Genomic DNA, 18,198 nt, shown 5'->3' on the forward strand with positions numbered 1-18,198 from the left:
TCATGGCGCGACGAACACGAATCAACAGAAACTGGTGCACCATGAAGGCACGACTGCTCGGCTCGATACTTCTAGCCGCCAGCGTCTGCGTCTTCATGCTCGCCCTGGACGTCCAGCAACGCGAGATCGCGACCGCCTGCTGGGTGACCTCATCGCTGATGTTCATTGTCTCGGCAATGATTCTGGTGACCAGCACGCTGGATAGATCCGAAGTAACCGCCGGCGATCCGCGCCGCCGAAAGGTCTAGCGAACTAGGCTTTCTTTACGATGGAAGACTTCAGTTCCATGGGACCGAAGCCATCGACCTTGGCGAAGATATCATGGTCACCGCTGCCCGGAGTCAGCCTGATATTACGCACCTTGGTTCCAGACTTCAGCGCAGCCTGCGCTCCCTTAACTTTCATGGTCTTCACAATGGTCACCGAGTCGCCATCCTGCAAGACATTGCCCACGGCATCCTTTATTTCGGCGCCTGCGGCATTGTTGCCCCCCTCCCCAGCAATGTGCGCATTCCATTCGTGCGCGCATTCGGGGCAGACAAGTAGCGAGTCCATGGCATAGGTGTATTCGCTAGAGCATTCGGGGCACGGCGGCAAGGTTTCACTCATGAAAATAGCTTATCAATGCTGGTGATCGGCGCCCGCACCCTGGAGGGTCAAGCGGCGAACCGGCAGGCACCGCCCGCACCGGAAACGGCGTAATTTCCATATAGATGGACAAATTTCACGAGAAGTCATCGACAGGTTCACCTGCATGCGATAGACATGATGCATGTCACTCGCACACTACTAGGAGGATCTATGTCTGCATTCAAGCAGATAAGGAACACTGGACTAGCTTCGCTAGCCGCATTGTCCCTGCTCACCTCGGGCGCAATTGCCGCTCAGGCAACCGCGACGGAAGCACCCGCTGCTGGCGAAAATGTCAGTCTCGACCTTATCGGGATCAACGATTTCCATGGCCGTATCGCAGCCGACCGGGATTCGGCAGGCGCCGCGGTCTTGGCCGGCGCCGTCGATGCCCAACGCGCAGCGAACCCGAACACCTTGTTCGTCTCGGCCGGGGATAACATCGGAGCTTCAACCTTCGCCTCCGCTTCTCAAGAAGATGAACCGACCATCGATTCGCTTGTCGCCGGCGGGTTGGACGCCGCAGCGGTGGGCAATCATGAATTCGACGGCGGATACGAGGACCTCAGCGACCGCGTCATCGAACGCTACGGGCAGCAATCCGGTGCGGATGGCGCCGACTTCGCGCTTGGCGCCAACGTCTATGACAAGGGGACCAAGAATCCCGCCTTGCGTGAATACGCGATCCGCGAGGTGGACGGGCTGCGCGTTGGAATCATCGGCACCGTCACCGCCGATGTCCCTTCGCTGGTCAGCCCGAACGGTATCTCCTCCCTTGACTTCGGAAGTGAATTGGAAGCGGCCAATCGAGTCGCGGCCCAGCTTTCCGATGGCGACGAGGCCAACGGCGAAGCCGACACTCTGGTCCTACTGACTCACAACGGCTCGGAGAACGATACCTGCGAGGTTATCGCCGACGAGGACAGCGACTACGGCACGCTCATCCGCGATGCCAGCCCGGAGATCGATGCGATCTTCTCCGGCCACACGCATCAGGCCTATAACTGCGATATTGCGGGCCGATCGGTCATCCAGTCGCATCAGTACGGCACCACCTTGGGCAAGGTTTCCCTAGAGCTCGACGCCACCACCGGTGACGTCGTTGAGAGTGCAACCGAACTCGTCCCGCTGGCAACTGAAGACGCCAATGGCGATTGGTCGCCAAACTTCGAGGCAAATGCCGAGGTCCAGGCCATTGTCGATGAAGCAGTAGACAAGTCGGAAGAAGTCGGCAGCGTGAAGGTCGGCCAGATTTCCGAGGACATCCTGCGCGGCGGCGAAGAACCGGGATCCGACCGCGGTATCGAGTCGACACTGGGAAACACCGTGGCAGACATCCACCTGTGGGCCACCTCGAACGAGAACTTCGCCGGAGAGCCGGCGGAGATCGCCTTCATGAACCCAGGCGGCCTGCGCGCCGATCTGCTCTACGGCCAAGATGGCACGGTGACCTACAAGGCCGCCGCCGACGTCCAGCCCTTTGCCAATACGTTGATCACCTTCGAGATGACCGGAGAGCAGATCCGTGAGGCCTTGGAGCAGCAATGGCAGCCGGAAGGCTCGGAACGTACCAAACTGCATCTGGGCATCTCCGAGGGATTGGAATACACCTACGTTGAAGATGCAGCTGCAGCTGCCGCTGCCGCTGCCGGCGAGCATATCAAGGACATCACCTTCAACGGTGAGCCACTTGATGAGAGCGCATCCTTCACGGTCGCGGCCAACGCATTCCTCGCAACCGGTGGCGATAACTTCGCCGCCTTTGCCGAAGGCACCGGCCACACGGACAGCGGCCAAATTGATCTGGACGCAACCGTGAACTACTTCAAATCCCACGACGTAGTTTCCCCAGCACCACTGGGCCGCGCCACCTTGTCGGGTACCGACTGGGCCAGCGTGGAGATTTCGCCTTCCGAGATCGTTCCCGGTGAAGGCGCTCAGGTCTCCGTGATGGGCCTCGAAGAAGGGGGAGAAGTAACAGCCACCGCCTTCGACGGCGAATTGGTAGTAGATGATATCCCTGCCGCGGATGCGGAAGGCAAGACCTCCTTCGAGCTTGCCGTTCCAGCCGATGCCAAGCTAGGGGCAAACTCGCTGGTTCTCTCCCAGGTGCAGCGCGAGGACATCTCGGTGGACTTCACCGTAATCGAGTCGGCCGCGGAGCCGACTCCGAGCGCCGAACCGACCGAGGAACCTAGCCAGGAACCTTCGCAGAGCCCAAGCGAGGAGCCATCGCAAAGTCCGTCGCAGTCGCCAAGCGCAACGCCTTCCGAGGACACCAAGCAGTCGCCTAGCGAGCAGCCTCGCGACAAGGACTCTCTGGCGGACACCGGGTTCGCCACTAGCTGGATCGGCATCGCCGCAGGGGTGGTGCTGGTCGCCGGAATCATCTTGCTGGTGATTCGCAGCCGCAAGAAGAACACCCACTAAGCAGGAGCGCACAGGCCAACGGCACCCCGGAATCCATCCGGGGTGCCGTTGGCCTTTCAGGAACTACGCACTAGTCAAACTCTGCTAATACCTCGTTCAGGGCCTCGGTCGAAGACGGGTGGGTGAAAATCGAGTCCCGCAGCGTGCTGGCGGTGATCCCGGAGCGCATGGCTAGCGCCACCAGGTTGATGACTTCCTGTGCGTCTACGTGCATCAGCGCCGCACCAAGTATCTGGTCGCTGTTTCGATCCACCACAAATTTGATGATGCCTCGCGGATCCTGCACAATTTTCGGCCGTGGCATCGCCGCGATATCGGCAACTTTTTTCACTGCCACCTTAATGTCCAGTCCTTGGGCACGTCCCTGGTCTTCGCTGAGACCTACCCGGGCCAGGGGCGGGGTGCTGAACATGGTGGTTGGCACCGCCACCCGGTCTTCGAGGTTCCGTACACCCTCCCCCAAGAACTGGTCTTTGAGGATCCGCTGGTCATCTAAAGAGGTGTAGGTGAACTGCGGTCCTCCGATGACATCGCCCAATGCGTAGATCCCCTCCGAGCTGGTGGCCAAGTGCTTATCAACCATGATCTCGCCCCTTTCGCCCAGACGAACGTTGGTCGTTGCCAAGTTCAGCCCCTGGGTGGCGGGTGTTCGTCCAAGTGCCAGGAGCACCGCGTCGGCTTCGATGCTCCGCTGCCGTCCGTCACGTTGATAGGTCACCGTGACACTTGCGGCATCCTGACGCATCGAGGTGACACTGGCGGAATCGAGGATGTTCACTCCGGCATCAGATAGAGCCGAGGCTACCTCGGCGGCAACGTCTTCGTCTTCGCGCTTCAATGGCCGCGCTCCGCGATCCAGTACGGTCACCTCCACACCGAATTGCGCAAACATGGAAGCGAATTCCAGCCCCACGTAACCACCGCCCACCACAAGAAGCTTGGCCGGGAATTCCGCATGTTGCAGGGTCGTTGAATCGTGGATTCGCCCGCCAATTTCTGCGCCGCTGATAGGCGGAACGGAAGGAAGCGCCCCGGTGTTGATGACGATCCTCGGGGCGCTGAGCTCTAGTACCTCCTCGCCGCCTTCCACCTTGATGCTGTGCGGGCCGGTGAAACTGGCCCTGCCCGTGAGCACCAGAACGGAGTCCAGATCGTTCAGCATCGAGAAGTTCTTTTGGCGCATCTTCGCGGTGAGTTCGTCGCGGCGTTCGACCGACTTGTAGAAGTAGTGGGCATCTGCCCTATTGCCACGATGCTGTTCCGCGTCATGGATCAAGGTCTTCGTTGGGACGCATCCAATGTTGATGCAGGTGCCGCCATACATCGACGTCGACTGCTCAACGATAGCCACCCGTTGTCCTGCGCGGGCTAGCGTTCCGGCGAGAGTTTTGCCGCCCTTGCCCCAGCCAATGACAATGACATCAAGTTCCATAGCCACAACCACATCCTCACAATTGGTTTTCTGCTTCCACTCCGAGTCTTCTCCGTGCGTAGCTCCAAAGCAACCTATGGACTCGGGGAATAGGAAAGGCGCGGCCCGTAGTTGGATCTTCTTCCAACTACGCGCCGCGCCGCTTCGCTGCCTGCAAGGCTAGCCGATCTGGAGCTCGCCCATTTCGTCCCAGTCTTCGCCTTCGATCTTGCGCGAGATGATCTTTGGGGTCTCAACGAGCAATGGACGCATCGACTCAAGCCCGGCTGCGAAGTGCTCCGAGTTAACGTGAGCCGCTGCGGCTTCGTCATCGCGGAAGGCCTCGACGAGAACGTATTGGTTCGCGTCCTCGACACTTCGCGACCAGTCGAACCACATGTTGCCTTCCTCGGCACGGGTAGCCTGAGTGAACTGTGCAACGTGGGACATGAAGCTTTCGGAAAATTCCGGCTTTACCTGATATTTAACGACGATGAAGTACATGTAAGTCAGTCTAGCGATTCGTGCGCAATTTTTGTTTGCATGCGGATGAATTCTCGGTCACGCCTCGGCATGCCTTCGATCACCAGGTCGTAGGAGTCCTCAACAAGTTCCCGCAGGTGCTGCGGCTCCAACCCCGGACGCACCGAATTCCAGTGTTTTTTGCTCATGTGATATCCGGGAATGATCTCGTCATATTCGCTGCGCAGCTGGTCTGCGATCGCGGGTTCGCATTTGAGGTTCAGCAGCACCTCGCCTCGGTGCACCATGAGTAGCCCGAACATCTTGGCTTTTGCGCGGTCGCGGCCGGCAACCTTGAACACGGTGCTGTCTTCACCAAAAGGGTGGTCCTCAAATGCCCCGGGCAGCTCCAGGCAGAGGGCGCGCCACCGTTCGTGGATTTCTTCAATCGAAGCTTCGGCCATCGATCTGCCCCTTCATTTACGGCTCTGGGTTGCTGCCTGCCACGGTACCCAAGTTTTCCCGGCCGGACTTTGGCGAGGTCTACTTTTCAGAGCAGCGGATACTCAATTTTCGGGCAGGTATCCATGACAACTTCCAGGCCGGCATCCTTGGCCCGTTGAGCAGCCGCGTCGTCTCTGACGCCCAATTGCATCCAGATGGCTGACGCTCCAACGCTGATCGCCTGGTCGACAACGTCACCCACCTTATGCGAGTTCACAAAGCAGTTCACCACATCGATCTTTCCTGGGATATCGGCGAGCTTGGCATAGCCTTGTTCGCCGAGCGCATTCTCTGCGCGCAAGGACACCGGAACGATCTCCATGCCCAACTCGTCGCGCAGGTACCAGGCAATCGACGGCGCCACGCGATGCGGGTTGGCGCTCAAACCCACCACCGCCCAGCGTGCCGGAGTCGTCAATAACCGGCGGATGAGCTCGGGATCATTAACCTGGTTTTCGTCCATGCTCGTCACCCTACAGGGAATGGATACGTAAAGACCGCCGGTGCACAGCCTGCCCCGGCGGCCTAAACGGTTTGCGTTCTAATGCTGGAGCGCCGTTTCGGTGTTCGTCGCGGAGAACTCTCCGAAGGCGCCACGGTACTGCGCCGCGGGGTGGTTCTCCGGAAGCTTGTCTCCGCGTCCAAAAACCTTCGCACGCAGGCTGCCCGGAGCATATTCGGTCTGCGCTAATCCGCGACGCTGCAGCTCGGGAAGCAGCCCCTCGATGAAGTTGTCATAGGAGCCCGGCAAAATGTGGTTGATGACATTCAGCCCGTCGATCCCCGCATCCTGCCATTCGAGCAGCTTGTCGGTGATCTGTTCCGGGGTTCCCACAATCTGCTGGGCTTTGGCCCGGTAGTGCGCGAGGTCGCGCAGCGTCGGGTTGCGGCCCGGGGTGGAAGCCAGTGCGGCTTCCAGGACTCCTTGGGCGCCCTCGGTTTTCACCTCGCCAAGAGGGGTGTCCAAATCCAACCCGCCCAAATCCACGCCGATGCCGCCACCGATGTGAGCGATGATCGCATGCGGATCAAGGTACTGGTCGTATTCGGCTTCCAGCGCTTTGGCCTCCGCCTCGGTGGAACCGACCACGAAGGAAAGACCTGCAAAGACCTTCAGATCCTCGCGGCTTCGGCCCGCGGCGTTGAGGTTCTGCGTCAACGAGGCGACCTTTTTGGCCACATACGCCGGATGCGGGGCGAAGAGGAACGTCGCCTCCGCATGGGTGGCTGCGAACTGGCTTCCACGAGGCGAGGAACCCGCCTGGAAGAGGAATGGTGTGCGCTGGGCGCTGGGAATCGCCTGATGCGGGCCATCGATCGAATAGATCTCGCCGCGGTGATTGATCTTGTTAATGCGCGCCGGATCGGCGTAAATTCCGGATTCCTTGTCGGCCTTCAGCGCATCGTCTTCCCATGAGCCTTCCCAGAGCTTGTAGGCGGCATCGACGTATTCCTCGGCCCACCCATAACGGTCATCGTGGGCCATGAGGTTCTTCGCGCCGAAATTGCGGTGCGAGTTCTCCAGCACGCTGGTCACGATATTCCATGCCACGCGTCCTTGGGAGAGATGGTCCAGCGTGGAGATCTGGCGTGCGAATTGGAATGGGTGGGACTGGACGACCGAACTGGTCATCGCCAGCCCGATCTCCTTGGTGCTGGCGGCTAGCGCCGAAAGCAGCACCAGCGGGTCGTGGCTCGGGATTTGCATTCCCTTGCGTGCCAGGGAGGCCCAACCGCCCTCGTGATCTGCGTACAGTCCGGCCACGTCGGCGAAGAACAGGTTGTCGAATTTCGCATCTTCGAGCTTCTTGGCCAGATCCACCCAAAGCCCCAGCTCATGGAACCGGTCCTGCTGCGCTTCCGGATGACGCCACATTCCGCCGAGGATATGGCTAGAAGTATTCATCAGGAATGCCGAGAGGATGAAGCGTGGCCGTGTTTCGAAGGTACCCATTTTACTTTGCTCCCTTGGCTTCGCCGATTGAGTTCAGGCCGGTCGGAATCGTGCCATTGATGAAGTAGTCGCCTACCGAGCGGGCCTTGAATGCCACCGGATTGTGCGTGGCGACGGTGCGTGCGTTGCGCCAGTAGCGGTCCAGCGACTTGCTGGTGGACACCGCCGAGGCGCCGGTGACGTCGAACAGTTCGCTCGTCGCATCAAGCACCAGCTTGGGCGTGACGACGTGTGCCTGCTGCACCGCGATCTCCGCGCGCAGGAAGGCGGCTTCGTCATCCAGGTTCAGCGCCGGGTCGTGGGCGGCATCCAGTTCGCGGGCCGCGGTGACCACAATAGCTTCCGCGGCGTATACGTTCGCCGCAAGCCGGCCCACCAGTTCCTGAATCTGCGGATCGTTGCGGAACAATTCTCCGGAGCCGGTGTTGAAGGTCCGGGTGCGAGTTTCCACGATGCGGGCGGCCTCGTCGCGGGCTGCCTTGCCGATGCCGACGAGTACCGCGAGCAGGCAAAGCTGGAAGAACGCGGGCTCCAGCGTGGAGGCGACCTTGCGTTGCAGGATATTTGCCTCATCAACGGGAACATCGGTGAAAATGCCGGTTCCGGTACCGGTCAGCGGCTGGCCGAAGCCATCCCAATCGTCAAGGATCTCCACCCCTTCGCCGTGGCGGTCAACGATCGCGTACTGGCGCCCTTCGACTCCGTCGGTGGAGGCCATCACGACCACCCAATCGGCGAAGATCGAGCCGGTGGTGTAGTACTTTTCGCCGTTGAGCACCCAGCCTCCAGCTCTCTGGCTCAAACGGGTGTTGGTGGTTCCCAGCGCATTGCCGCCTCGTTCGGTGGCCGCATTGCCGAAGATCTGGCCGGCGAGCACGCGGGGGAACCAGCGGTCCTGGAATTCTTGGGGCTGCAGCGCGATGGTTTCGACAAAGGAAAAGTGGCTGCGCAGCAGGTGGGCGACGTTCGAATCCGCGGAGGCCAATTCGATCAGCAGCCGGAAAAGATGCTCGTGGCTGACCGGTTCCCCGCCGTGGCTGCGCGGCACACGCAACGTGGTGAAGCCGGCGTCCTTGAGCCACTGCACCTGCTCGAAGGGCAGGATCCGCTGCTGCTCGCGCTGCGTAGCGCCTTCGCCCACGCGGGCGAAGACCGGAGCGAAACGCTCAGCCAGGCGCTGGTAGGTGGCTTCGGGGCTCAGGGTTTGGCTGAGGTCAATGCTCATGTGCTTCTCATTCCTTTTCACTGGAAATCTGTCTGGGATGATTCTGCCGTTCAGGCGCTGCGCAGGTGCTCGAATTCGCGCAGCACCGCGCCGGGATTCGCCGCGAGCAGGGTGCGCGTGTATTCATGGCGGGGGTTGGAGAACACCTGCTCGACGGTTCCGGTTTCCACCAGTTCGCCGCGGCGCATCACGCCCACCCGGTGGCTGATCCGTTCGACCACGTGCAGGTCATGGGAGATGAACAGGTAGGTCAATTGCTGTTCGGTCTGGAGCCGATCGAGCAAGTTGAGGATTTGTTCCTGGGTGAGCACATCGAGCGCGCTCAATGCTTCGTCGAGGACCAGGATCTTCGCGCCGCTGGCCAGGGCGCGGGCGATGGCCACGCGTTGGCGCTGGCCCCCGGAAAGTTCCGGCGAGCGCTTGCCGGCCAGTTCCGGGGCGAGATTCACCTGCGCCATCAGCTCGCTCGTGCGTGCTTCGCGCCAGGCGGCATCGCCAAGCTTGTAGTTGCGCATCGGCTCTTGGATGACCGAACGGACCGATTGGCGGGGGTCCAGAGCCGAGTCGGGGTTCTGGTAAACCAGTTGCGCCTCGCGCCACAACGCATAGCGCTGCTTGCCGCCGATTGAGCTGATGTCCTGGCCGTTCACCTCGACGCTGCCCTGGCTTGCGCCAAGCAGCCCCATGATGATTTTGGCAGTCGTCGACTTTCCTGATCCCGACTCTCCAACCAGCGAGAAGGTTGTGCCGCGAGCCACCTCGAAGCTGACCTGCTGGACCGCCTGATGTGCCTTGGAGCCCTGGCCGAACTCCTTGCCGAGGTCCGTCACGCGAATCGCCACGTCGCTGATTTCGGCCGTGTCTCGGCGCTGGTTGGTGGCGTACGCCTGATCGAGCAGGGCCTTGGTGTAGTCATTGGTGCTGCTGGCAATCAGCTCGCGGACCGAACGGTCTTCGAGCACCTCGCCACCGTTCATCACCAGCACCCGGTCGGCAATGTCGGTAGCTACGGCGAGGTCGTGGGTGACGAACAGGACGGTGGTCCCCTTCTGCCGGGCCAGGGACACGAAGACTTCAAGCACCGTGCGCTGCACGGTGACATCCAGTGCGCTGGTTGGCTCGTCGGCGATCAGCAGCTGCGGATTCAGCGCGAAGGCGATGGCGATCAGCACGCGTTGCTTCAGCCCGCCGGATAGCTCGTGCGGGTACTGGCTCAGGCGTTGCTCCGCCCGGTCGATCCCGACGCTGCCGAGCAGTTCGATGGCTTTTTCACGCCACCGGTTCTTGGGCACCGAACGGGTCGGGTGCAGGCGGAACACCTCGATGAGCTGCGAGCCGATGGTCTTCACCGGGTCAAGCGAGGCGCCCGGGTCCTGCGGGACCAGCCCGATACCGGCGCCCCGGATATCGCGCCATTGACGCAAGCTCAGCGCGGTGACTTCGGTGCCGCCAAAGCGGATGCTGCCGGTGGTGCTGGCGTCCTGGGGAAGCAGCCCGATCAGCGCCTTGGTCAGCGTCGATTTCCCCGAACCCGATTCGCCAACGATTGCCACGATCTGCCCGGCCGGGATTTCGAGGTTGATCCCCTGCGCGGCGAGGGTGCCTTGGGCGTACCGCACCGAAAGATCCTCGATGCGCACGACCGGGTTGGTGCCGGTGTTCTTGGTAGTCATAATCTGATCCCTTCACAAATTTTGGTACCCGGTGCCGGTTAGAAGCGGAATGCCTTGTTGATTGCGCGGCCGAGCACGGCGGTGAGCATCACTGCCGCGACGATCACCAGCCCCGGCAGGGTGGTCAGCCACCAGGCGACGGTGAGGTATTGGCGGCCTTCGGAGATCAGCAGCCCCCATTCGGGTGTTGGCGGCGGCGAGCCGAACCCCAGGAAACCAAGCCCGGAGATCGCCAGGATCGCCGCCCCCAGGTCGACCGCCAAGAGGGCGAGCACCGGGCCGATCACATGCGGGATGATATGGCGGCGCAGCACGGTGAGGTAGCCGCCACCGCTCATCAGCGCCGCCTGCACGAAGTCGCGCGAACGTACGCGCAGCACCTCGGTGCGGACAAGCCGTGCGAAGGCCGCGATCGAGGCGATGCCCACGCCGAGCCCCAGCGAGAATGGACCGGGTTCGGTCGCGGTGACCAGGATCAGCGCGATCAGGAAGGCCGGCACCGCCAGCACCACGTCGACGAAGCGCATCGCGACCGAGTCGGCGAAACGGCCGGCGGTGGCGGCGAGCAGACCCAGCAGGCTGCCCACCACGCTGCCGATCAGGCAGGCCAGCCCGGCGGTCATCAGCGTCTGGCTGGTGCCGTGGACCACCCGGGCATAGACGTCGCGCCCCAGGTGGTCGGTTCCGAAGGGATGAGCCAGCGACGGTTCCGCGAGCTTCTGCTGCGGCACCCCGGTGAGCGGGTCCTGTCCGGTGAACAGCCCCGGCAATACCGCCCAGGCGAGCAGGAGCGCCAGCGGGAGGAGCACCCACCAGTTCCGCAACCAGCCAAGCAGCGTGGTTCTGGGCGTGGCGCCATGCTCCGGTTGGAGCGCGCTGCCAGGGGCCAGCTCCACGGCCGGGTTGCCTCGTTCGGTCAAAAGACTCATGATCGGTTCCTTTCCCTAGGCCGCCAGCGCGCGAGGCGAACCGGCGTGGGAGGTGATGATGCGTGGATCAAGCTTCGGGTGGATCAGGTCGACGAGCAGATTTACCGCGGTGAAGGCGGCGGCGGTGAGCAGCACCAGTCCCTGCACCAGCGGGATGTCCTGCACCGTGACCGCCTGCAGCACCAGCTGGCCCAGGCCGGCGCGGGCAAAAACCGTCTCGGTGATGACGGAACCGGCGAGCAGCGTGCCGATGGTGATCCCGGCAATGGATAGCGCCGCCGGTGCGGCGTTTTTCAGCGTGTGCCGGTAGAAGATCCACGCCTCGCTGGCGCCCTTGGCCCGCAAGACGTCGACGAAGGGCTGAGTGTTCACCTCGTGCACGCTCTTGATCAGCACCTGGGCGATGGGTGCGCTGAGGTGGATGGCCAGAACGAGGATCGGCACCGCCAGCGAGAGGAACGAGCCGTCCGGGAACAGCGACATCACCCCGAGCTGCACCGCGAGCACCTGAAGCAGCACCAGTCCGAGCCAAAACACCGGGATGGAAATCATCAGCGGTGGCAGATTCAGCAGGGCGTTGCGGACCCGGGTGCGGCGCGACAGGCTGGCGGCGGCGGTCAGCGCGACCGCCAGCACCAGCGCCAGGGCGAAGGCGCTCCCGGCGAGCACCAGCGTGGAGCCGATGACCTCGCCGATACGGGTGGACACCGCCGAGCCGGAGGACAGGGAATAGCCCAGGTCCCCGGTCAGCAGCGCACCGAGCTGGGTGAAGTACTGCACGATCAGCGGCTGGTCATAGCCGTAGTAGGCCTTCATCTGCGCGATCGTTGCCGGATCCGCAGACGAGTCGGCCGAGAGGAAGATCGTGACCGGGTCGTTCGGCAGGGCCTGCACCGCGAGGAAGACCGCGGTGTAGGCCAGCAGGATCACCAGCAGTGCCTGACCGATGCGTTGAGCGATGTATCCACCCATGATGAGTTCCTTTAGCCGTTGCTCTTCCAGGCGCCCTGGAAGATTGGTGCGGTGCCGGAGGTGAAGTCGATGTGCGCGTCCTTGTTGGCGCCGTACACCTGCACTTCGTCCCACAACACGAGGGTCAGTGCCTTGTCCAGTACCAGCGCGCGCTGCTCCTCGCCGACGAGCTTCAGATGCTCTTCTTCGGTGGTCGCCGCCTGCTCGCGGGTGAACAATTCGTTCAGTTCCTTGTCGGCGTTCAACGTCTGGTTATTTGTCGCCGGCGCGTAGACCGGCCCCAGGCCGCCGTAGGCGAACTGGCGGGTTCCGAAGAATTCGATCTGGTCATCGACCATGGCTTTGGTCAAAAATGAATTGTCCGCAGCACGGTTGACCAGCTGCACTCCGATCTCCCGCCATTGCTGTTCGATCAGCTCGAAGGCTGGCTTGATGACCACGGAGTTATTCGAGCTGGCCACCGTGATTTCAAGCTTCTTGCCGTCCTTCTCACGGATCCCGTCCGCGCCAACGCTCCAGCCGGCTTCTTCAAGCAAGGCCTTGGACTTCTCCGGGTCATAGCCGAGCTCGGCAGACAGGTCCACGAAGCCCGGTGCCTGGTGGTTGAGGATCGAACCTGCGAGCACGTAGCTGTCCGAGAGGACCGTGTCCTTCAGCGCCTGGCGGTCGATTCCCGCCTGCAACGCCTGGCGCACCTTGGTCTCGGCCAGCTTGCCCGAACCGATTCGAATCGCGGCATGGTTGGTCGTCAGGTCCACGCCCTGGGCGGCGAAGATCTGCCCGCCTCCGGCGCTGAGCACCTCTTCGTCAACGGGCTGCAGTCCGCGGACCAAATCGACCTGGCCGGACTGCGCCGCGCCGGCCCGGTGGGCAACTTCTGGCAGGTACTTGACGACCAGCTTTTCAAGGTACGCGTCGCCCTGGTTTGCTGCGGTTTCCGGGGCCCAGGCGTAGTCATCGCGGCTGGTGAAGACGACCTCTTCATCTGGCTTTTCGGATTCGAAGACGAACGGTCCGGAACCGACGATCTGCGATATTGCGGTTTGCCCTGCATTGTCCAGTTCCAGGGTGCCCGGGGATACCAGCCCGGCGGTCACCGAGGAGGTGGAGCGCAGGAAATTCGCATCCGGGCGTTTCAAGGTCACCTTGACCTGGTCCTCGCCGACGACCGCGGAGCCCTTGTAGGCTGAAAAGTCGACGTTCGGTTGAATCTGCGCGGATTTCACGCCTAAGCCCAGCGCGTCCAGATTTTCCTTGACTGCTTCGGCATCCAGGGCCGTGCCGTCCGAGAAGGTGACGCCATCACGAATGGTGAAGGTGAATTCGGTCTGTGCCTCATTGGCGGTGAACTCGGAGGCGATCCAGCCTACGAGCTTGCCGGACTCGGTATCAAAATAGGTCAACCGGTCCAGCACCGAGTTCAGCACATTCGCCTTCTCGTAGAAGCGAGCGGCCTGGGTCTGCCAGTTGTTGATCGGGGTTACCTCGGCAAAGGTGAAGGTTCCGCCCGTTACCGGCGTGCCTGCTTCCGCGGAAGCTGCCGGCTCGGAGCTCCCCGCGGTGGATGCGCTGTTGCCGCCGCAGGCGGTCAGCGCAAGACCTAGAACTGCGAGTAGTGCCGCGGCCTTCAGGCTCAGTGGTGTGTTGCGCATTTTCTGGTGTTCCTCTCGGTAAGTTCCCGAGGATTACGCCGAAATCCCGATCCTGCCGCGGTATTGCGGGGCGGGAAGAAGGCAGACTTCTCCCCTGTGCGGACCGTTGCGAAATCTAGCAATCTCCATCGGTCCTGGCCTTAGCACCGCTCCCTGCCGGGATGGTTGCTGCAACGTCAACGAGCCAGGTCTCTCGGTCGCTCTGGATGGTTATCATTCGGTGTCTTTGCCGAACAATTTAAGTCTGCGCGCGCAGGTGCGGTGTGACCAACCATGACGTTATATGCGCGTCACGAAGTCATCCCAATACACACTTTGGGACTAATACAGGCCCTGAAGCCGGTCACTAATCGTCATAAGTCAGTTCGTGACGCTGCTGAAAAGATTTCCTTGACAGCAGTATCCCCGGCCCCGCGTGATCAAGGGTGGATTTGCTCGCTCGCCAACGAAACATTCGGGATAAAAGCGAACGGCCAGCCCGAACCTCTCTGGTTCAGGCTGGCCGTTCGCATAGTTCCAGTGAGCGGCCCTACTCGGCGGATACCGGAGTCAGCACTCCTTGGACCAACGGATCCTCGGTGTTCTTCAGGTATTCCTGCAGTCTTGGATCGGAGAACACCTCGATTAGCTTGGCTGCATCGGCAGTTTTGGAGAACTCGGTGCCGAAGATCAGCTTGGAGGCGAAGGTTCTAGGCGGTTCCGGGAACAGGATTCCCTTGTCGCGGCCGACCTTTCCGGCATCGAACTGCGACACGTATCCGATGGCTGCATCCACATCGTCTAGCATGCGCGGCATGGCGAGGAGGTCTGCTTCCTTCAGCTCGAAGCCGCGCGGGTTGTCAACCACGTCGGCCATCTTCGCGGTACGCGGTTCGATGTCGGGGTTCAGGCCGAGCAGTCCCTCGCGCTCCAGGAGCCAGAGCGCTTGCCCCTGGTTGGCGACGTCGTTAGGCAGGAGCAGCGTCGACCCCTCGGGGAGAACCTCGACCGATTCGTAGCGGGTGGAATACAGACCGAAGCCCCATTGGTACAGTTCAACGGTTGGCGTCAATTCCACGCCGGCGGCTTCTGCCGATTGCCGCATGTACCACTCATGTTCAAAGATGGTCGCGTCGAACTGCCCTTCGGCCACGGCGCGGTTCGCCTGGATTGGATCCTGAAGCCCAATGGGTTCTATCTCGATTCCATAATCCGGCGCGATGGTCTCGGCCACGAATTTCAGGATCTTCTCTTCCCCGGCCATTGCCGGTTCAAAATGGACCTTGAAATTCGTTTTGCCGGGCTCGGTGGACGCGAGCGCTGGAGCGGACTTTTGCTGAACCAGCAACGCGCCAAGGACGAGCGCCACAATGGTCGCGCATGCCGCGATGGTCCAAGGCAGTTTCGCGGTGTTTTTACGCAGAGTGAAGCCATGGTCATGGCCTTTGGGTGAAGTCGTCATGTTCTTCTCGTTTGTTCTAGGGCGCTTAGGGGCGGGCCAGCGCGCGGGCGATGCGATCGCCGAGGAATTGGACTGCTTGCACGGTCAGAATGAGCGCAAGGATCGTGGCAAGCATGACATTCATGTCGAACCGCTGATAGCCGTAGGTGACCGCCAGATAGCCGATGCCGCCGGCCCCGATGGTTCCCGCGATGGCCGAATACTCGACCATCGAGATGGTGTTCAGCGTGACGGCGGAGGCCAGGGCGGGCAGCGCCTCACGGATCTGGGTTGCCCCGATGATCTGCAGCGGCGATCCACCGGTCACCAGCCCGACGGCCAGGTTCTCCTTAGGCAGATCATTGAGCGCGTTCTGCACGAGCCGCGCGAAGAAGGGAATGCCCGCAATGGTCATCGGCACCACTGCTGCCCAAATGCCGATGGTGGTTCCGGTCACCCATTTGGTGAATGGAATAATCGCCGCCATCAAGACCAGGAACGGCAATGAGCGTCCCATGTTGACGAACCAGCTCAGTGCCGCATGGCTCTTGTCGTGCGGAAAGAGACCCTGCCGGTCGGTGTTGAACAGCGCCAAACCCATGATGCCGCCAAAAATGATCACCAAGACCATCACGATGCCGACCATTGCCCAGGTCTGTCCATAGGCAGGAAGCATCAGGGCGGGCAGTTCGTTCCATGGGGTGTCGGTACCGACCGCTGCGCTTTCGGTTGGGATTCTCATACCGCCACCTCGATGCGTTCCGCGCGGTCGGCCACACTCGCGAGGAGCTGCTGGGATCGTGGCGTGGCGCGCAATCCCCATCCAGCCAAGACGGCAATAGCTCGTTCTGCGGCAATGCCCGCGAGACCGATTTCAACGCGGCCCAGCGTTCCCTCGTGGTGTGCTTCCACGGAGCCACCGAGCAGCGCGACCCGCGCGCCATGTTCGGTTCCCAGCCGGGATATCCAGGCTGGGTCCACATTTGCCGCCTGGTAGGCCACGGTCAGCGTGAAGTCGTAGCCGGCGGGCACCAGATCGGGGCGCAATGGCAGAAGCTTTGAACCGGTCACCGATCCCGGATCCGCTACCAGGCCTCGAAGTTCGCCGTACTCGGCGATTCGACCGCCATCGAGTTGCGCGACGCGGTCGGCGATATGGCGCACCACATCCATCTCGTGGGTGATCAAGATAATCGCCAAGCCCAAGTCGGTGCGCAGGGAATCAAGCAGTTCCAGCACCTGCGTGGTGGATTCCGGGTCGAGCCCCGAGGTTGCTTCATCGGAGAGCAGCAGACGCGGACGCAGCGCCAGCGCTCGGGCAATGCCCACGCGTTGGCGTTGGCCACCGGAAAGTTCTCCGGGGTACGAATTTGCCCAATCCGCCAGACCTACGCGATTCAGGAGTTCGGCGACCCGGTTTTCCATCTCGTGGTGGACTACTCCCAGGTTTCGCAGCGGCAACGCAACGTTTTCGGCTACCGTCATGCGGCGCAAAAGGGCCGAGTTCTGGAAGATCGTGCCGATGGCACGACGTTCGGCGCATAGTTCTTTGCCAGAGAGCACCGACAAGTCCTTGCCTTCTACCAGGATCTGACCGCTGCTGGGCTTTTCCAACAGCGAGATGCAATGGGACAAGGTGGACTTCCCGGCGCCTGAGGGCCCAACCACCGCGGTGATTGTCCCCGATTGAACGTCCAGGTCGATCCCCTTGAGGACCTCCACACGGCCCTGGGCCGTTTCGTAGTGCTTATGCAGCTGGCGAATCTCAATCATGTGATCGTCCAGATAACGTCGTTTGCATTTGTTCTCCTTGGTGCTGGCACCGCGCAGAGTCTCAAACAGCGACGATCCACGGATTCAGGATGCCGCTGGCTTTCGCCAGGCTCTGAATCTCGGGAACAAAGCCGGTGTTTCAGACTGCTCCATCGGTCCTGGCTGTAGCACCGGCCCCGTGAGGGTGGTTGCTGCGACGTCGTTGAGCCAGGTCTCTCGGTCGCTCTGGATGGTTACCATTCGATAGGTGAATCGAACAGTTTCAGTCTGTGCCCGTGCCCGCTTCGTGAACAACCATGACGTTATATACGCGTCATGAAGTCGACCTCGGTGCGCAGATCGGCGGAAAACCGGCCATAAATGCGCGACTCACCCGTCATATGTCGCCACGTGACGACGCTGAATTCGCATCTTGACTCAGGAGAACTCGGCGGGTGCGAGGACGCCCCTGGGCCTGAACGCAAAGCAAGCTTCCAGAACCGAAAGGTGGAGATGAATTAGGTGCCTGGAAGCTAGCTGCGCGGCCAGACCACTTCGAAGCGTTCGCACACGATCCGCTCACCGGGCACGCCGGTCATTGCCGGTTCCCACTGCTTGGCGAAATCTGCCTGCTGCGTCCGTTTCCAGAACTTTTCGTGTTCCCGGCGCCAGCTGGCCAGACTACGGTCATCCTCGCCCTCGGCAAAGGCAAAATCTGCATCCACCTGGTCGAATGATTTCAGCGTCACCTCGCTGGTACGCAGGATAATTTTCGGTGTCCCGGAGCCGTCGCAGGCGATCCAGTGCGAACCGACCCGCGGAAGCGGTTCGTTCTCGGCAAGGTACTCGTTTTCAAGGCTTGAGGTGGCACGTTTCTGCCCGTGGGTTACCTGATGCAGCAGTGCCTCGGCGAGCTCAGCGCTGTCTCCGAAGTATTCCACCACGTAGTCGCCCGGATCGGTGGCACAGCTGTTTCGGTAGTCAGCCCACATTTGCGCGGCGGCGGCGAGATCTACCGGGGGCAGCTCGGAGGTAGGTTCATTGCTCATTCTCCTAGCCTAAACGCAGTCCGGCCACCGAAGCTGCTGTATTCGGTGGCCGGATCGCTGGCTGCCGCGGTGGCGGCATGCCCTCCGAAGCCCTTGAGGCGACGGCGGTGAATCCGACGCTAGTGAAGTCTTCAC

17 protein-coding genes and 2 riboswitches are annotated in these 18,198 nt (G+C 61.5%); of the genes, 2 read left to right on the plus strand and 15 right to left on the minus strand.

Annotated elements, in window-relative coordinates; genetic code table 11:
- Positions 1-41: 41 nt before the first annotated feature.
- The gene (locus CIK76_RS09260) at positions 42-248 is read left to right on the plus strand and encodes a hypothetical protein (RefSeq protein WP_096285657.1); all 207 of its coding nucleotides are present in this window, start codon (positions 42-44) and stop codon (positions 246-248) included.
- A gap of 4 nt (positions 249-252) precedes the next feature.
- Here the strand turns inward: CIK76_RS09260 and CIK76_RS09265 are convergent, their stop codons facing one another.
- A complete protein-coding gene (locus CIK76_RS09265) occupies positions 253-609 on the minus strand; it encodes a zinc ribbon domain-containing protein YjdM (protein ID WP_096285659.1) in 357 nt (118 codons plus the stop codon).
- Between the two features lie 192 nt (positions 610-801).
- Here CIK76_RS09265 and CIK76_RS09270 point away from each other — a divergent pair, with 192 nt between their 5' ends.
- Entirely contained in the window at positions 802-3,060 is a 2,259-nt protein-coding gene (locus CIK76_RS09270) for a 5'-nucleotidase C-terminal domain-containing protein (RefSeq protein ID WP_096285661.1), read from the plus strand.
- A 70-nt stretch (positions 3,061-3,130) separates the two neighbouring features.
- Here CIK76_RS09270 and CIK76_RS09275 read toward each other — a convergent pair whose 3' ends face one another.
- From CIK76_RS09275 to CIK76_RS09340, 14 genes are all read right to left on the minus strand, one after another.
- Complete coding sequence (locus CIK76_RS09275; RefSeq protein ID WP_096285663.1) at positions 3,131-4,492, minus strand: FAD-dependent oxidoreductase; 1,362 nt, start codon at positions 4,490-4,492, stop codon at positions 3,131-3,133.
- A 159-nt stretch (positions 4,493-4,651) separates the two neighbouring features.
- A complete protein-coding gene (locus CIK76_RS09280; protein WP_176484151.1) occupies positions 4,652-4,975 on the minus strand; it encodes a putative quinol monooxygenase in 324 nt (107 codons plus the stop codon).
- 5 nt (positions 4,976-4,980) lie between these two features.
- On the minus strand, positions 4,981-5,397 hold the full coding sequence (locus CIK76_RS09285) for an MmcQ/YjbR family DNA-binding protein (RefSeq protein ID WP_096285667.1): 417 nt from the start codon (positions 5,395-5,397) through the stop codon (positions 4,981-4,983).
- Between the two features lie 86 nt (positions 5,398-5,483).
- Positions 5,484-5,900, minus strand: coding sequence for a CoA-binding protein (locus tag CIK76_RS09290; protein ID WP_096285669.1), 417 nt, complete (start codon positions 5,898-5,900; stop codon positions 5,484-5,486).
- Positions 5,901-5,978: 78 nt separating this feature from the next.
- Positions 5,979-7,391: an NtaA/DmoA family FMN-dependent monooxygenase gene (locus CIK76_RS09295; protein ID WP_096285671.1), complete on the minus strand. Its 1,413-nt coding sequence runs from the start codon at positions 7,389-7,391 to the stop codon at positions 5,979-5,981.
- A 1-nt stretch (position 7,392) separates the two neighbouring features.
- Positions 7,393-8,616, minus strand: a complete 1,224-nt coding sequence (locus tag CIK76_RS09300; RefSeq protein ID WP_096285673.1) for an acyl-CoA dehydrogenase family protein — start codon at positions 8,614-8,616, stop codon at positions 7,393-7,395.
- A 50-nt stretch (positions 8,617-8,666) separates the two neighbouring features.
- Positions 8,667-10,289: an ABC transporter ATP-binding protein gene (locus tag CIK76_RS09305; protein WP_096285675.1), complete on the minus strand. Its 1,623-nt coding sequence runs from the start codon at positions 10,287-10,289 to the stop codon at positions 8,667-8,669.
- A gap of 38 nt (positions 10,290-10,327) precedes the next feature.
- Positions 10,328-11,218 (minus strand): ABC transporter permease, encoded by an 891-nt coding sequence (locus tag CIK76_RS09310; protein ID WP_096285677.1) that lies wholly within the window; start codon positions 11,216-11,218, stop codon positions 10,328-10,330.
- Positions 11,219-11,233: 15 nt separating this feature from the next.
- Positions 11,234-12,190 (minus strand): ABC transporter permease, encoded by a 957-nt coding sequence (locus CIK76_RS09315; protein ID WP_096285679.1) that lies wholly within the window; start codon positions 12,188-12,190, stop codon positions 11,234-11,236.
- An 11-nt stretch (positions 12,191-12,201) separates the two neighbouring features.
- Positions 12,202-13,842: an ABC transporter substrate-binding protein gene (locus CIK76_RS09320; RefSeq protein WP_096285682.1), complete on the minus strand. Its 1,641-nt coding sequence runs from the start codon at positions 13,840-13,842 to the stop codon at positions 12,202-12,204.
- Between the two features lie 122 nt (positions 13,843-13,964).
- A riboswitch (SAM riboswitch) is annotated at positions 13,965-14,055 on the minus strand.
- 316 nt (positions 14,056-14,371) lie between these two features.
- Positions 14,372-15,283, minus strand: a complete 912-nt coding sequence (locus tag CIK76_RS09325; RefSeq protein WP_096285684.1) for a MetQ/NlpA family ABC transporter substrate-binding protein — start codon at positions 15,281-15,283, stop codon at positions 14,372-14,374.
- A 25-nt stretch (positions 15,284-15,308) separates the two neighbouring features.
- Complete coding sequence (locus tag CIK76_RS09330) at positions 15,309-16,004, minus strand: methionine ABC transporter permease (RefSeq protein WP_096285686.1); 696 nt, start codon at positions 16,002-16,004, stop codon at positions 15,309-15,311.
- Positions 16,001-17,035 carry a methionine ABC transporter ATP-binding protein gene (locus CIK76_RS09335; protein ID WP_096285688.1) on the minus strand — a complete coding sequence of 345 codons (1,035 nt, stop codon included), beginning with the start codon at positions 17,033-17,035 and terminating at the stop codon, positions 16,001-16,003. The genes CIK76_RS09330 and CIK76_RS09335 overlap by 4 nt, the downstream gene beginning before the upstream one ends.
- A gap of 146 nt (positions 17,036-17,181) precedes the next feature.
- Positions 17,182-17,271: riboswitch (SAM riboswitch) on the minus strand.
- Positions 17,272-17,547: 276 nt separating this feature from the next.
- Entirely contained in the window at positions 17,548-18,063 is a 516-nt protein-coding gene (locus tag CIK76_RS09340; RefSeq protein ID WP_096285690.1) for an ASCH domain-containing protein, read from the minus strand.
- Positions 18,064-18,198 lie beyond the last annotated feature (135 nt).

Origin of the sequence: Glutamicibacter sp. BW80 (genome assembly GCF_002332385.1) — a bacterium.
In the GTDB taxonomy this organism is placed as follows: domain Bacteria; phylum Actinomycetota; class Actinomycetes; order Actinomycetales; family Micrococcaceae; genus Glutamicibacter.